We start from the raw sequence: 15249 nt of genomic DNA, 5'->3' as shown, positions 1-15249 counted from the left end.
GTTATTTATGTCTAGTATTCAACAAAATATTGAACAGGTCATCAAACAAATCCACACTGCTGAAGTTAAGTGTGGTCGACAACAAATTTCCGTGCAACTGCTGGCGGTAAGTAAAACCAAACCAATAGAAGCTATAGAGCAGGCAATCGAAGCGGGTCAGAAAGCTTTTGGTGAGAATTACGTTCAGGAAGGTGTAGAGAAAGTCGCGTATTTCAAAGAACACCACGCAGAGCAAAATCTGGAATGGCACTTTATCGGCCCTTTGCAGTCCAACAAAACCAGACAAGTTGCAGAAAGCTTTGACTGGGTTCACTCTGTAGACCGAGCCAAAATAGCGCAGCGCTTAAACGATCAGCGTCCGGGCTCACTAGAACCTTTAAAAGTCCTGATTCAGGTAAATACCAGTGGTGAAGAATCAAAATCGGGAACCAATGAAGAAGAAGTTTTTGCTCTGGCTGAGTTGATTTCTTCGTTGCCAAACCTCACTTTAAAAGGGTTGATGTCGATTCCAGCTAACGTATCCGACTACCAATCTCAGCTAGCCGCTTTTAACCAGCTTGCTGAACTGAAAAACAAATTAGAATCCCGCTATAACGGATTGGATACCCTTTCAATGGGGATGAGCGGAGATTTAGAGGCAGCCGTTGAAGCAGGTAGTACAATGGTAAGAATCGGTACTGCCATTTTTGGTGCCAGAGATTATTCCAACAAAAAATAACAAGCAGCACAGCCTAAGGAAGAAAGGTATGGAAAACAGAAAAATCGTATTTATTGGAGCTGGTAATATGGCTCGCTCTATCATCGCGGGGCTTGTTGCTAGTGGCTATGACTCTAAAAGCATCACTGCAACCGATCCAAATCAGGAGCAGCGTGATTTACTGACACAGCTTTATGATGTAAACACCACAAAAGATAACTTCGAAGCAGCACAAAATGCAGATGTCATCGTGCTGGCAGTAAAACCTCAGTTAATGGAGTTGGTATGTGGTGGCCTGACTGGTATCGATTTTTCTGACAAACTTGTTATCTCTATAGCAGCTGGTATTTCAGCTTCGCGCCTAAACGAGTTCCTGGAGACTAAACTAAAGCTGGTGCGTGTTATGCCAAATACACCCGCTTTAGTTGGTAAAGGAATGAGCGGGCTATTTGCAGCTGAGTCTGTTGATGACTCTGATAAAACTTTCGCAGGCCAGCTAATGGAAGCTGTGGGTGAAGTTTGCTGGGTTGATGAAGAATCAGGGATTAATGGCGTTATCGCAGCAGCAGGCAGTGCACCAGCCTATTTCTTCCTATTTATGGAAGCGATGCAGAAAGAAGCCATTGCTCAGGGTTTCGATAAAGATACAGCCCGACAGCTAGTTCAGCAGTCGGCTCTAGGCGCAGCAGAGATGGTTATCGCTAACGCTGATACTGAACTGTCTACGTTGCGTGAACAAGTAACTTCTAAAGGCGGTACCACGGCAGAAGCGCTACGAGTATTTAATGAAAATCAGCTTACCGAGATTGTATCTAAAGCAATGATTGCTGCGGTAGAGAGAGCTGAAGAGATGGAAAAATTATTTTAAACAAATTCTCCTAAACTACTAAAAGGTTTAATAATGAGTTCAATGAGTTTTCTTATATCCACCCTGTTTGACTTGTACATCATGGTGGTATTACTAAGAGTATGGCTTCAGGCAGCAAGGGCTGATTTCTACAACCCGTTCTCTCAGTTTGTCGTTAAAGCAACTCAACCGGTTGTAGCACCACTGCGCAGAACAATTCCTTCTATCGGCAGTATAGATTTAGCGACCATTCTGTTTGCTTATGTGCTTTGCACTATTAAGTTCGTTGCTCTAATAGCCATCGCTTCCGGTGGCAACGTTGTATTTGATGCCAGCTTCCCTCTGCTAGCTCTTCTATCCTTAGTAAAAGCTGCTGGCGGTCTTCTGTTCTGGGTACTATTACTTCGAGCAATTATGAGCTGGGTAAGCCAGGGTCGTAGCCCTATCGAGTATGTATTCCATCAGCTAACTGAACCGATGCTTGGTCCAATTCGCCGAATTATTCCTGCTATGGGCGGCCTTGACCTGAGCGTGCTTGTTCTATTTATCGGCCTTCAGTTTGCTAACTTTCTGATGGCGGACCTTATTGGCCCTATCTGGCACCAGCTATAATGGCTGCTGTAGTTATGGAAGGCGAAGACTTAGTGCTTCGCCTTTATATTCAGCCTAAAGCCAGCCGAGATAAAATTGTTGGCTTGCACGGTGAAGAACTGAAAATTGCGATTACTGCGCCTCCAGTAGACGGAAAAGCCAATGCTCACCTGACAAAGGTGTTAAGTAAGCAGTTTAAAGTGGCTAAGGGGCAGATTGATATTGAGAAGGGTGAATTGGGCAGGCACAAGCAGGTGCGGATTCATTCTCCTGCTTTGATACCATCTGAAATACAAGCCCTCTTATAAGCCCAATACCGCAACATACCTATACACAGACAACAAATCTCAATATCGTCATTCCCGCGAAGGCGGGAATCTAATAGAATCAAAAGTATTGTTTCAACCAGACCCCGGAATTCGCATAGGCTCATCCGGGATGACAGTTTTTTGTCGTTCCTCACGGTCCTCCGTGGGAATGCATATTAGGCGTAAAAATCTCAGATTAAGGTATGCGTTGCACCATAGAGCGTAGCAGCGAGACCTAAAACTTAAAAAGAGAATACACATGAGCAAAATAGTTTTAGCGACAGGTAATCAGGGTAAAGTCCGTGAAATGGCAGACTTACTGGCTGATTTCGGCTTTGAAGTAATAGCACAAAGTGAGTTTAACGTTTCTGAAGTGGCAGAAACGGGAACTACCTTTATTGAAAACGCGATTATCAAAGCTCGGCATGCAGCAAAAGAGACTGGCCTGCCAGCAATAGCAGATGATTCAGGCTTAGAAGTGGACTACCTGAAAGGCGCTCCGGGCATCTACTCAGCTCGTTACTCAGGTGAAGGCGCGACCGATCAGAAGAATCTGGAAAAGCTTCTAGTAGAGATGGAAGGTGTACCTGAAGAAGAGCGTACAGCACGTTTCCATTGTGTTCTGGTGCTTATGCGCCACGAAAACGATCCAACACCAATTGTTTGCCATGGTAAATGGGAAGGTCACATTCTTACCGAGGCTCGAGGTACAAATGGCTTTGGTTATGATCCAGTATTCTGGGTACCAGAAAAAGAGTGTGCTTCTGCTGAACTGGAAGGTTCAGAGAAGAAGAAATTATCACACCGAGGCAAAGCCCTAAAACAGCTTTTCGAAACGTTATCCCAGAAGTAATGATTTGAAGATACAATGAAAATCACCCCACCACCTCTTAGTCTTTATATCCACATCCCATGGTGTGTTCAAAAGTGCCCATATTGCGATTTCAACTCTCACGCATTAAAAGGTGAGATACCAGAACAACAGTATGTTGATGCTCTTCTTGAAGATCTTGATAAGGATATCGAAAACTACAAGCTAAAGAATGACAGCCGCAAGCTGCACTCAATATTTATCGGTGGTGGTACTCCAAGCCTGATTTCACCAGAAGAGATTGGTCGTCTGCTTAATGGAGTTCAAGAACGCATCTCATTTAAAGACGATATCGAAATCACCATGGAAGCCAACCCTGGAACCATCGAGGCTGAACGCTTTTCACAATACCAAAAGCAAGGTGTTACGCGTATCTCCATTGGCGTACAGAGCTTCGAGCAAAGCAAACTAGAAAAGCTGGGCAGAATTCATGGAGAGAACGAAGCAATAAATGCAGCCAAACTGGCACACACTATTGGATTGAAGAGCTTTAATCTGGATCTGATGCATGGCTTACCGGATCAGTCTGTAGAGCAGGCACTTAGTGACCTGGATAAAGCGATAGAGCTAAATCCCCCTCATCTATCCTGGTATCAGCTAACCATAGAGCCAAATACCCTGTTCTATTCAAAACCGCCTGAATTACCAAATGACGATGATCTTTGGGATATTTTCGACGAGGGTCATAAAAAACTAGCTGAAGCAGGTTACGTTCAATATGAAATATCGGGTTACAGCAAGCCGGGCTATCAGTGTCAGCATAATCTCAACTACTGGAGGTTTGGAGATTATCTGGGTATTGGTTGTGGCGCACACGGAAAGCTGAGCTTTGAAGATGGCAGGATTATCAGAACAACCAAAGTAAAACACCCAAGAGGCTACCTGAACCTGCTTAAACCATATCTGGATAGCGAAACTCAAGTCGCAGCAGAGGACCGTCCGTTTGAGTTCTTTATGAATCGGTTCCGGTTAATGGAAACATGCCCTAAGAATGAATTTCAAGAGCGAACTGGCCTGGATTTTTCAGCCATTCAGGAGCAGTTAGACTGGGCTTTCGATAAAGGGTATCTGGAAGAAACTGAAGCAGAATGGCAGATCACGAAAAAAGGCAAATTGTTCCTAAACGATCTGTTAGAAGGCTTTATGTAAGGGGATAACTCCCCTTATCTATTCAAAATATCGATCGCCCGAGTTTGGTTGTAAGTAACTCCAACGCAGCGGTTCCAGCAAGAGAATTTCCGGAGTCATCCAATTCAGGAGACCAAACCGCGATTGTCATTTCTCCCGGAATCACAGCCATGATGCCGCCACCAACGCCTGATTTGCCGGGCATACCAACCCTGTAAGCAAACTCGCCAGCACCATCATACAGGCCACACGTAGCCAGAAGCGCATTCAGCTGCTTGCTCTGTTGTGTCGTAATGATCTGTCGGCCAGTTTCAACAGATACTCCCTGATTCGAAAGGTAACTAAACGTTTTAGCCAGATCCACGCAACTCATCTTTAATGCGAATGCATGAAAATAGTTGTTCAGCACCGGAATCACGTCATTGTCAAAGTTACCAAAGGACTTCATCAGATAAGCGATTGCCGCATTTCTGTCACTGTGCATCATTTCAGAGGCCGCTACAATCTTGTCATAAACAATATGAGTCTCCCCTGAAAGATTCCTTACAAACTCAAGTAACCTTTGCTTGGGTGCAGAAAAGCGACTCTGAAGCATATCGGTAATAACAATAGCGCCTGCATTAATAAATGGATTGCGTGGGATTCCCTTCTCCATTTCCAGCTGGATTAATGAGTTAAATGCCTGACCAGAAGGTTCTTTACCTACACGTTGCCAGATTTCATCCGACTCATACACCATCATTCCCAAAGTCAGGCTCAGAACTTTTGATATAGACTGGATGGAGAACGCCTCATCCGCATCTCCTGCTTTATATATTTCACCTTCATTGGTGTAGATAGCCATGCCGAGCTTGCCACCGGAAATCTTAGCCAACGCTGGAATATAATCAGCGACTTTTCCCTGACCAATTAATGAACGGACTTCATCCAGAATATCCGATAACATTTCTTGTGTTGGCATATCTACTCCCACTAAGACCAAAAGAGCCAACATAATGTCGGCTCTCTAGAAAACTTAAACTGTACGTTTGTACTTAATATCCCAGACGCCATGCCCAAGCCTGTGCCCCCTAGCCTCAAACTTAGTTAGCGGACGTTCATCCGGACGAGGGATGTAATCACCGTCTTCGGCAATATTTTCAAAGCCTGGAGCCTGATTCATAATTTCAATCATATGCTCTGCGTAGTTTTCCCAGTCTGTTGCCATATGGAAGATACCGGCTTCCGGGATCAGTTTCGTACGCACCATCTCTGCAAAATCTAGCTGAACGATACGACGTTTGTGATGACGCTTTTTATGCCACGGGTCAGGGAAGAATAACTGCAAAGTAGACAAGCTACCCTCAGGAATCATATTTGCAAACACTTCTACCGCATCGTGACACATAACTCTAAGGTTTGTTACACCCGCTTCCTGGGCAGAGCTAAGACAAGCACCAACACCCGGACTATGAACTTCAATACCGATATAGTTCTTCTCAGGAGCATTCTTAGCCATTTCAACTAACGATGCACCCATACCAAACCCAATCTCCAGTACAACCGGATTATCATTACCGAACACTTCATTCCAGTTTAGAAGCTCTTCTTTGTAATCAATACCCATTGTAGGCCAGCATTCATTCATCGCTTTTTCCTGACCTTTCGTTAAACGCCCTTCCCGACGTACAAAACTACGCACCTTACGTATCAATTTGCCATCTTCGTTATATTCGTTTGTGGTCACTTCGCTCATGAATTTTGCCTGTTTAATTGAGTGAGATTTTAGTCAGAGCGGGAATTATCCAAAGATCTGCCTTCTGTGCAAGCTTTAATCGCCTTAAATACCCATACTCTTTGTCTGTTTTACACAGCGTGATAATTGTGGTGCAATTTCCAGCCAAAATAAAACCAATACAGAGTATGTCGTGACACCTTTCGCAAAGGCAATATTAACCTGGTACGACGCTTACGGTCGTAAAGAACTTCCGTGGCAACAAGAGAAAACACTTTATAAGGTTTGGCTATCTGAAATTATGCTTCAGCAAACTCAGGTAACTACGGTAATACCTTACTTTGAAAGGTTTCTTGAACGGTTTCCAACCATTACCGATCTCGCTAACGCGAATCAGGATGAAGTGCTTCATCTATGGACAGGACTAGGCTATTACGCCAGAGCCAGAAATCTGCATAAGGCGGCTCAGGTAATAAGAGATCAGTATCAGGGTAACTTCCCAACCAATATTGAAGAAGTAAACGCGCTTCCGGGAGTTGGTCGTTCTACCGCTGCTGCTGTACTCTCATCGGTGTTAAAACAGCCGCATGCGATACTGGATGGCAATGTAAAACGAACGCTTTCCAGAGCATTTGCTATCGAAGGTTGGCCGGGTAAAAAACAAGTCGAAAACCAGTTGTGGGAGATCGCGGAACAACATACCCCTCAAATCGACGTCGATAAATATAATCAGGCAATGATGGATATGGGGGCGATGGTATGCACAAGAAGCAAACCTAAGTGCGGACTGTGCCCAGTTGAAGCGACTTGTGCGGCCAAGAAGCAGGAGCGACAACTGGACTTTCCGGGCAAAAAGCCGAAAAAGAGAAACCGATACGTGAAACCTGGTTTGTGATGCTTTGTTATGACAACCATGTCTGGCTTGAACAACGGCCACAGTCCGGCATCTGGGGTGGACTATTCTGCTTTCCTCAAAATGGAAGCAAAGAAATACAAACACAACTTGATAGTCGCCTAATAACCGATAGAAGTATCGACTCAGTCCAGACGCTGATCGCATTCAGGCATACGTTTAGTCATTATCACCTGGATATCACGCCAGTATTAGTAAAACTCAATAAACAGCCCGATTTGATAATGGAAGGAACGAAAGGTCTCTGGTATAACTTATCTCAACCAGAAGAAGTAGGTTTAGCTGCTCCAGTAAAGCAGTTAATTGAAGCCTTACCCTTTGAATTGAACTAAAGGAATAATTATGAGCCGCAGCGTATTTTGTGCACGCCTTAAAAAAGAAGCAGATGGTCTGGATTTTCAACTTTATCCGGGTGAACTAGGCAAAAAGATTTTTGAAAATATCTCCAAAGAAGCCTGGGCTCAGTGGCAAAGCAAGCAGACGATGTTGATTAATGAAAAGAAACTAAACATGATGGACCCTGAGCACAGAAAATTGCTTGAAACCGAAATGGAGCAGTTTCTGTTCGAAGGTAAAGACGTCGTGATTGACGGCTACACACCACCCTCAGAGTAATTGAATCTAGTTTAAAAGATGGCTAATTGCCATCTTTTCTGTTTATAGCCGTACTATGAAAAAATTCTTCTATCTGATTTTGCCATTTTTGCTCGCAGGATGTAGCCGCGAGTTTATTGAAGCGCTATGTCTACAGTCCAAACTACGAGCCGACTAACCGTTTTGCTAAAAATCTGGCCCAGCTTCCGGGACAATTTCAAAAAGATACTGCGGCTTTAGATGCCCTGATTAATAGTTTCTCCGGTTCTATTGAAAAAAATGGGGGCGTGCTGAGATTCGGATTGCAGGCAAGTCAAACTACGTAAAGTATATCGATAACTATCTCAGCCGGGCGGAAGTTAACTTTTCAAACGGTATGATCACGATAGAAACCGTTTCGCCAACCGATCCCCAAAGACACCTTAAAACGGCTATCGTAACCACCCTTCTTACACCGGATGATCCTGCTCATGTCGACCTTTTCTCCTCATCAGATATCAAACTAGAAGGGGAACCATTTTTATATCAGCAGGTAGTGGACCAGGATAACAAGGCCATACAGTGGTCATGGCGCGCAAACAGATTCGCGGATTACCTGATAGCAAACAAGCTACAAACCAAAACCGTTGACTACAAAAAAGCTTACTATGTTCAGATACCTATGGTTAAAGAACACTATGAACTGCGTAGTTACAAATATGCAGACATAGTAAGGCGAGCCTCAAAACGGTATGACATTCCAGAAGATCTTATCTACGCCATCATCAAAACGGAAAGTAGCTTCAACCCCTATGCTGTGAGCTGGGCAAATGCTTATGGATTGATGCAGGTTGTACCTAAAACCGCTGGCGCTGACGTATTTAAGTTGGTGAAAAAACGTTCGGGAATACCAAGCCCCGAATACCTTTTTGACCCTGAAAACAATATCGATACTGGAACAGCATATTTCTACATTCTCAAAAATCGTTACTTAAAGAGTGTCGGTCATCCACTATCTTTAGAGTACAGCATGATTTCTGCATACAACGGAGGAACCGGTGGCGTATTAAACACGTTTGATCGTAATAGCCGTTCCAATGCAATGAAAAGGCTGAATTCTCTTCAACCAAATCAGGTTTACTGGGCTTTAACCAACAAACATTCGAATGCCGAAGCAAGAAATTATCTAAAGAAAGTGACCCGATACAAGAAGGATTTTAATAACGGAAAGAGTTGAATTTGAGCAAAGTGGTTAAATTCACATCAAACAGTCACAAATTTACTATTTTTTTCAAAAACAAGTTGACGTAGCGCCCGAAAATCCGTTTAATAGCGCTCCGTCGCCCGGATAGCTCAGTCGGTAGAGCAGAGGATTGAAAATCCTCGTGTCGGTGGTTCGATTCCGCCTCCGGGCACCACAATTTCTTATTGTTGGTGCTAGTCACGAACAGTAGTAAAAGAATAAAGTGTGCCGACTTAGCTCAGTAGGTAGAGCAACTGACTTGTAATCAGTAGGTCACCAGTTCGATTCCGGTAGTCGGCACCATTCTTTTGCCTCGATAGCTCAGTCGGTAGAGCAGAGGATTGAAAATCCTCGTGTCGGTGGTTCGATTCCGCCTCGAGGCACCATTATTTCTCGAAAGAGATAAAAATTTGTTCCCCCTTAGTTCAGTTGGTAGAACGGCGGACTGTTAATCCGTATGTCGCAGGTTCGAGTCCCGCAGGGGGAGCCACTTTTCCAAAAGCCAGGTCGCAAGACCTGGCTTTTTTGGTTTCAATGCGACTGATTTCTCCGAAATCAATGCAACTGATAGGAGACTGCCCAATCGTATCCTTTTCAATTTGACTGCAATCGATTTCTGTTAAAACAAGTCAAACTAAATAGTAACCAACTACCCCCTTTTCCAGTATTTCCAAGCCTCCAACACACGTATTAACACTCCCATAACTAAAATTCACTTTGTCTCCAAACATTGAAATCACTACTCCAAGTATAATTAACTGTCATAAATCACCCATTAAGTATAGAAAATCATCAAACAGGCATTTTTTTCTATTTTTCTATTGACCTGAAAGCCGAAAAACCGTTTAATACACACCGCGCCCGGATAGCTCAGTCGGTAGAGCAGAGGATTGAAAATCCTCGTGTCGGTGGTTCGATTCCGCCTCCGGGCACCATTTTTGTATTTGGTGCTTCAATAGTCGAAATATCAAATAATTGAATATAGTGCGCCGACTTAGCTCAGTAGGTAGAGCAACTGACTTGTAATCAGTAGGTCACCAGTTCGATTCCGGTAGTCGGCACCACTTATTTCTCGTAAGAGACAAAAATTTATTCCCCCTTAGTTCAGTTGGTAGAACGGCGGACTGTTAATCCGTATGTCGCAGGTTCGAGTCCCGCAGGGGGAGCCACTATTTAGTGTGCCGACTTAGCTCAGTAGGTAGAGCAACTGACTTGTAATCAGTAGGTCACCAGTTCGATTCCGGTAGTCGGCACCATTTATTTCTCGTAAGAGATAAAAATTTGTTCCCCCTTAGTTCAGTTGGTAGAACGGCGGACTGTTAATCCGTATGTCGCAGGTTCGAGTCCCGCAGGGGGAGCCATCATTAAGAAAAAAGCTGTAGCATTTGCTGCAGCTTTTTTCGTTTTAAACGCGAATAAATGATAGACTTCGCGCTGCACAAACTCTTTGTGCCCTGTCGTAGCACCAGGTAAAAAACACCGTCTTCAGTGATGCTGAAGATGTAGTGCTGCATTGTATATGAACATCTGAAGGACAATGCACTATGTACAGAATCCGTAAATCTTTCCAGTTCTCAGCTTCTCATCAATTAATGGGTTTGCCTGAAGATCATCCATGCACTCGCCTTCACGGACATAACTATGAAGTTATCGTCGAGCTGGCTTCAGAAACCTTAAACCAAACAGGCTTCGTAAGAGACTACAGAGAGCTTTCTGACTTAAAAGAGTATATCGATGGCACCTTAGATCACAGGCACCTGAACGAGGTTCTGGGCGAAGATAACACCACGGCAGAAAGAATAGCTAAACACCTTTATGACTGGTGCAAAGATCGCTGGCCTGAAATTGCTGCTGTAGCGGTTTCTGAAACGCTTAAGACATGGGCCGAGTATCGCCCTTAATTCGACTTTATAAAGCCCTGAGAAAAAGCTCAGGGCTTCTATCCTACCCAAATAACTTTTCTCAACCACCGTCCTTCTCAAAAATAATCTTGATCCCTTTTCTTAAGAACCTCGTATCACCTTAAGAATTTCATCCAATCAGGTGAACATCATTAGAAAAGGAATTGATCATGTTTAAGAAACTTATTACCGCAATTTTCACCTTCGCTATTAGCCTGTCATCATTTGCCGGAGGTAGTTACGCGATGAAAAAAGATATTGTCGATACTGCCGTAGAAAGTGGCTCCTTTAATACACTGGTTGCAGCGGTACAAGCAGCCGGACTTGTTGACACTCTTAAAGGAGATGGCCCATTCACGGTATTTGCACCTACAGATGAAGCATTTGCAAAACTACCAGAGGGAACTGTGGACAGTCTTCTTCTACCCGAGAATAAAGAGCAACTAATTGCAGTTCTTACCTATCATGTTGTTCCTGGGAAGGTAATGGCTTCAGATGTAGTTGGAATCAACAGTGCAGCTACCGTTCAAGGTCAGAACATCATGGTTTCGACATCAGGCAACAGCGTGATGATAGACAATGCCAACGTTGTCGCTACAGATGTTTTAGCAAGTAACGGAGTGATTCACGTGATTGATAGCGTGATATTGCCGAGGTAGCCCTCAGATTCAGGGAGCACCAGACGCAAAAAAGCCTTGTCTTACGTCGGGGACACCTAGTTAAGGCTTTAGAAGAAGTGGCGGAACGGTGGGAACGCCTAGTTCGGGATTGCGGTCATCGGGCTGGCCTTCCTGCGGGACTCGTACGACCGAAGGGCGTAAATTTCAGACATTAAAAAACCCGACGCTTTCGCATCGGGTTGAAATAAGTGGCGGAGCGGACGGGACTCGAACCCGCGACCCCCGGCGTGACAGGCCGGTATTCTAACCAACTGAACTACCGCTCCGCACTGGTTAGACTATAAGAGTCTAAATTTAAAGCCTGGCGATGTCCTACTCTCACATGGGGAAGCCCCACACTACCATCGGCGCTATTGCGTTTCACTTCTGAGTTCGGCATGGAATCAGGTGGGTCCACAACGCTATGGTCGCCAAGCAAATTCTTTAATTCGGAAAACTGATGTTAATTCTAGTTCTGTAGTTACACATTCAATATTCTTGGCTCTGAGCCCACAAAACCCTTTGGGTGTTGTATGGTTAAGCCTCACGGGCAATTAGTACAGGTTAGCTCAACGCCTCACAACGCTTACACACCCTGCCTATCAACGTCGTAGTCTACGACAACCCTTTAGGACACTTTAAGTGCCAGGGAGAACTCATCTCAAGGCTCGCTTCCCGCTTAGATGCTTTCAGCGGTTATCGATTCCGAACTTAGCTACCGGGCAATGCCATTGGCATGACAACCCGAACACCAGAGGTTCGTCCACTCCGGTCCTCTCGTACTAGGAGCAGCCCCTTTCAATTCTCCAACGCCCACGGCAGATAGGGACCGAACTGTCTCACGACGTTCTAAACCCAGCTCGCGTACCACTTTAAATGGCGAACAGCCATACCCTTGGGACCGACTTCAGCCCCAGGATGTGATGAGCCGACATCGAGGTGCCAAACACCGCCGTCGATATGAACTCTTGGGCGGTATCAGCCTGTTATCCCCGGAGTACCTTTTATCCGTTGAGCGATGGCCCTTCCATTCAGAACCACCGGATCACTATGACCTGCTTTCGCACCTGCTCGAATTGTCATTCTCGCAGTCAAGCGGGCTTATGCCATTGCACTAACCTCACGATGTCCAACCGTGATTAGCCCACCTTCGTGCTCCTCCGTTACGCTTTGGGAGGAGACCGCCCCAGTCAAACTACCCACCAGGCACTGTCCTCACCCCAGATAATGGGGCTAAGTTAGAACATCAAACATACAAGGGTGGTATTTCAAGGATGGCTCCACACTATCTGGCGACAGTGTTTCAAAGCCTCCCACCTATCCTACACATGTAGGCTCAATGTTCAGTGCCAAGCTGTAGTAAAGGTTCACGGGGTCTTTCCGTCTAGCCGCGGGTACACTGCATCTTCACAGCGATTTCAATTTCACTGAGTCTCGGGTGGAGACAGCGTGGCCATCATTACGCCATTCGTGCAGGTCGGAACTTACCCGACAAGGAATTTCGCTACCTTAGGACCGTTATAGTTACGGCCGCCGTTTACCGGGGCTTCGATCAAGAGCTTCGACACAAGGTCTAACCCCATCAATTAACCTTCCGGCACCGGGCAGGCGTCACACCGTATACGTCATCTTACGATTTTGCACAGTGCTGTGTTTTTAATAAACAGTTGCAGCCACCTGGTATCTGCGACTCTCAATAGCTCCAAGAGTAAATCTCTTCACCGTCGAGAGCGTACCTTCTCCCGAAGTTACGGTACCATTTTGCCTAGTTCCTTCACCCGAGTTCTCTCAAGCGCCTTGGTATTCTCTACCCGACCACCTGTGTCGGTTTGGGGTACGATTCCTTACAATCTGAAGCTTAGAGGCTTTTCCTGGAAGCATGGCATCAATGACTTCACACCCGTAGATGCTCGACATCGTGTCTCAGCCTTAAAGAGAGCCGGATTTACCTAACTCTCAAGCCTACGCACTTGAACCTGGACAACCGTCGCCAGGCCCACCTAGCCTTCTCCGTCCCCCCATCGCAATTGTAAGAAGTACGGGAATATTAACCCGTTTCCCATCGACTACGCCTTTCGGCCTCGCCTTAGGGGTCGACTTACCCTGCCCCGATTAACGTTGGACAGGAACCCTTGGTCTTCCGGCGAGGAGGTTTTTCACCCCCTTTATCGTTACTCATGTCAGCATTCGCACTTCTGATACCTCCAGCAGCCCTTACAGACCACCTTCAACGGCTTACAGAACGCTCCCCTACCCCGCTAGCAAATGCTAGCAGCCGCAGCTTCGGTTTATTACTTAGCCCCGTTACATCTTCCGCGCAGGCCGACTCGACTAGTGAGCTATTACGCTTTCTTTAAATGATGGCTGCTTCTAAGCCAACATCCTAGCTGTTTTAGCCTTCCCACATCGTTTCCCACTTAGTAATAATTTGGGACCTTAGCTGGCGGTCTGGGTTGTTTCCCTCTCCACGACGGACGTTAGCACCCGCCGTGTGTCTCCCGGATAGTACTTACTGGTATTCGGAGTTTGCAAAGGGTTGGTAAGTCGGGATGACCCCCTAGCCTTAACAGTGCTCTACCCCCAGTAGTATTCGTCCGAGGCGCTACCTAAATAGCTTTCGGGGAGAACCAGCTATCTCCAGGTTTGATTGGCCTTTCACCCCTAGCCACAAGTCATCCGCTAATTTTTCAACATTAGTCGGTTCGGTCCTCCAGTTGATGTTACTCAACCTTCAACCTGCCCATGGCTAGATCACCTGGTTTCGGGTCTATATCCAGAGACTGAGCGCCCAGTTAAGACTCGGTTTCCCTACGGCTCCCCTAAACGGTTAACCTTGCCACTGAATATAAGTCGCTGACCCATTATACAAAAGGTACGCAGTCACCCCACAAGGAGGCTCCTACTGCTTGTACGTACACGGTTTCAGGTTCTATTTCACTCCCCTCACAGGGGTTCTTTTCGCCTTTCCCTCACGGTACTGGTTCACTATCGGTCAGTCAGTAGTATTTAGCCTTGGAGGATGGTCCCCCCATATTCAGACAGGATATCACGTGTCCCGCCTTACTCGATTTCACGTAAAAGGGTTTGTCGGTTACGGGGCTATCACCCTGTATCGCCAAGCTTTCCAGCTTGTTCACCTGAACCATTAAACGCTTAAGGGCTAGTCCAATTTCGCTCGCCGCTACTTTCGGAATCTCGGTTGATTTCTTTTCCTCGGGGTACTTAGATGTTTCAGTTCCCCCGGTTCGCCTCATTAACCTATGTATTCAGTTAATGATAATTGCTTATGCAATTGGGTTTCCCCATTCAGGAATCGCAGACTCAAGTGGTTTTTACTACCTCATCTGCGCTTATCGCAAGTTAATACGCCTTTCATCGCCTCTGACTGCCAAGGCATCCACCGTGTACGCTTAGTCACTTAACCATACAACCCCAAAGAGTTTCGAAGAAACCTTTAAGATTGTTTAATCAAACAACCAAAGTTGTCTGCAATTATTTAAACATGATGCAGACACGATTTTGCCGGACTCAAATATGAATACTTACATAAAATGTAAGATTCCCAAGAACACTTGAATGTGTGTTGGTACCTACATCTTTAAAAGACATAGGATTTGAGAACTTTTAATTGAATAACAACGCATATCAATTGATATGGGGATTGTTGTTATTCGTCAGCTTTCCAAATTGTTAAAGAGCTAGATGTACAAAACATCATGAAAACTTCTCGTTAGAGAAACCTTTGATGATGTTTGTTTTATTTCATAGAACATAATGGTGGTAGCCTAAGGGATCGAACCGATG

General features: G+C 45.3%; 11 protein-coding genes, 10 tRNA genes, 2 rRNA genes and 2 pseudogenes. 20 read left to right on the top strand and 5 right to left on the bottom strand.

Annotated elements, in window-relative coordinates; all coding sequences use genetic code 11:
• Nucleotides 1-7 precede the first annotated feature (7 nt).
• The 6 genes from P7F88_RS13900 (at nucleotide 8) to hemW (ending at nucleotide 4463) form a co-directional block, all read left to right on the top strand.
• Nucleotides 8-718 (top strand): YggS family pyridoxal phosphate-dependent enzyme, encoded by a 711-nt coding sequence (locus P7F88_RS13900; RefSeq protein WP_277825613.1) that lies wholly within the window; start codon nucleotides 8-10, stop codon nucleotides 716-718.
• Nucleotides 719-746: 28 nt separating this feature from the next.
• Nucleotides 747-1565, top strand: coding sequence for a pyrroline-5-carboxylate reductase (proC, locus tag P7F88_RS13895; protein WP_277825611.1), 819 nt, complete (start codon nucleotides 747-749; stop codon nucleotides 1563-1565).
• A 33-nt stretch (nucleotides 1566-1598) separates the two neighbouring features.
• Nucleotides 1599-2156, top strand: a complete 558-nt coding sequence (locus P7F88_RS13890) for a YggT family protein (RefSeq protein WP_277825609.1) — start codon at nucleotides 1599-1601, stop codon at nucleotides 2154-2156.
• Nucleotides 2156-2443 carry a DUF167 family protein YggU gene (yggU, locus tag P7F88_RS13885; RefSeq protein WP_277825607.1) on the top strand — a complete coding sequence of 96 codons (288 nt, stop codon included), beginning with the start codon at nucleotides 2156-2158 and terminating at the stop codon, nucleotides 2441-2443. Before P7F88_RS13890 ends, yggU begins: the two co-directional genes overlap by 1 nt.
• 259 nt (nucleotides 2444-2702) lie before the next feature.
• The gene (locus tag P7F88_RS13880) at nucleotides 2703-3296 is read left to right on the top strand and encodes an XTP/dITP diphosphatase (protein ID WP_277825605.1); all 594 of its coding nucleotides are present in this window, start codon (nucleotides 2703-2705) and stop codon (nucleotides 3294-3296) included.
• A gap of 15 nt (nucleotides 3297-3311) precedes the next feature.
• Nucleotides 3312-4463 carry a radical SAM family heme chaperone HemW gene (gene hemW / locus P7F88_RS13875; RefSeq protein ID WP_277825603.1) on the top strand — a complete coding sequence of 384 codons (1152 nt, stop codon included), beginning with the start codon at nucleotides 3312-3314 and terminating at the stop codon, nucleotides 4461-4463.
• Between the two features lie 22 nt (nucleotides 4464-4485).
• Here hemW and glsB read toward each other — a convergent pair whose 3' ends face one another.
• Together glsB and trmB are read right to left on the bottom strand one after the other, a co-directional pair.
• Nucleotides 4486-5403 carry a glutaminase B gene (glsB, locus tag P7F88_RS13870; protein ID WP_277825601.1) on the bottom strand — a complete coding sequence of 306 codons (918 nt, stop codon included), beginning with the start codon at nucleotides 5401-5403 and terminating at the stop codon, nucleotides 4486-4488.
• A 54-nt stretch (nucleotides 5404-5457) separates the two neighbouring features.
• Entirely contained in the window at nucleotides 5458-6177 is a 720-nt protein-coding gene (trmB, locus tag P7F88_RS13865; RefSeq protein ID WP_277825599.1) for a tRNA (guanosine(46)-N7)-methyltransferase TrmB, read from the bottom strand.
• A gap of 172 nt (nucleotides 6178-6349) precedes the next feature.
• On the opposite strand from trmB, the pseudogene mutY reads away from it, so the two are divergent.
• The 14 genes and pseudogenes from mutY (at nucleotide 6350) to P7F88_RS13795 (ending at nucleotide 11445) form a co-directional block, all read left to right on the top strand.
• Nucleotides 6350-7401, top strand: a pseudogene (mutY, locus tag P7F88_RS13860) (A/G-specific adenine glycosylase).
• 10 nt (nucleotides 7402-7411) lie between these two features.
• On the top strand, nucleotides 7412-7684 hold the full coding sequence (locus P7F88_RS13855; RefSeq protein ID WP_277825597.1) for an oxidative damage protection protein: 273 nt from the start codon (nucleotides 7412-7414) through the stop codon (nucleotides 7682-7684).
• 55 nt (nucleotides 7685-7739) lie between these two features.
• Nucleotides 7740-8879, top strand: a pseudogene (gene mltC / locus P7F88_RS13850) (membrane-bound lytic murein transglycosylase MltC).
• A 105-nt stretch (nucleotides 8880-8984) separates the two neighbouring features.
• Nucleotides 8985-9060 (top strand) — tRNA-Phe (locus tag P7F88_RS13845).
• Nucleotides 9061-9112: 52 nt separating this feature from the next.
• A tRNA-Thr gene (locus P7F88_RS13840) sits at nucleotides 9113-9188 on the top strand.
• Nucleotides 9189-9195: 7 nt separating this feature from the next.
• Nucleotides 9196-9271: transfer RNA gene (locus P7F88_RS13835), tRNA-Phe, on the top strand.
• 28 nt (nucleotides 9272-9299) lie between these two features.
• Nucleotides 9300-9375: transfer RNA gene (locus tag P7F88_RS13830), tRNA-Asn, on the top strand.
• Between the two features lie 369 nt (nucleotides 9376-9744).
• A tRNA-Phe gene (locus tag P7F88_RS13825) sits at nucleotides 9745-9820 on the top strand.
• A 53-nt stretch (nucleotides 9821-9873) separates the two neighbouring features.
• A tRNA-Thr gene (locus tag P7F88_RS13820) sits at nucleotides 9874-9949 on the top strand.
• 29 nt (nucleotides 9950-9978) lie between these two features.
• Nucleotides 9979-10054: transfer RNA gene (locus P7F88_RS13815), tRNA-Asn, on the top strand.
• Nucleotides 10055-10065: 11 nt separating this feature from the next.
• Nucleotides 10066-10141 (top strand) — tRNA-Thr (locus tag P7F88_RS13810).
• Between the two features lie 29 nt (nucleotides 10142-10170).
• Nucleotides 10171-10246, top strand: a tRNA-Asn gene (locus tag P7F88_RS13805).
• A 183-nt stretch (nucleotides 10247-10429) separates the two neighbouring features.
• The gene (gene queD / locus P7F88_RS13800; RefSeq protein WP_277825595.1) at nucleotides 10430-10786 is read left to right on the top strand and encodes a 6-carboxytetrahydropterin synthase QueD; all 357 of its coding nucleotides are present in this window, start codon (nucleotides 10430-10432) and stop codon (nucleotides 10784-10786) included.
• 170 nt (nucleotides 10787-10956) lie between these two features.
• The gene (locus P7F88_RS13795) at nucleotides 10957-11445 is read left to right on the top strand and encodes a fasciclin domain-containing protein (RefSeq protein ID WP_277825593.1); all 489 of its coding nucleotides are present in this window, start codon (nucleotides 10957-10959) and stop codon (nucleotides 11443-11445) included.
• A gap of 210 nt (nucleotides 11446-11655) precedes the next feature.
• On the opposite strand, the gene P7F88_RS13790 is transcribed toward P7F88_RS13795, so the two are convergent.
• From P7F88_RS13790 to P7F88_RS13780, 3 genes are all read right to left on the bottom strand, one after another.
• Nucleotides 11656-11732, bottom strand: a tRNA-Asp gene (locus P7F88_RS13790).
• Nucleotides 11733-11765: 33 nt separating this feature from the next.
• Nucleotides 11766-11881, bottom strand: a 5S ribosomal RNA gene (rrf, locus tag P7F88_RS13785).
• 97 nt (nucleotides 11882-11978) lie between these two features.
• A 23S ribosomal RNA gene (locus P7F88_RS13780) occupies nucleotides 11979-14869 on the bottom strand.
• Nucleotides 14870-15249 lie beyond the last annotated feature (380 nt).

The organism is Vibrio hannami (genome assembly GCF_029589055.1).
GTDB lineage: Bacteria > Pseudomonadota > Gammaproteobacteria > Enterobacterales > Vibrionaceae > Vibrio > Vibrio hannami.
Note: the sequence above shows the minus strand (reverse complement) of the source record. Positions and strands in the feature narration are given on the sequence as shown.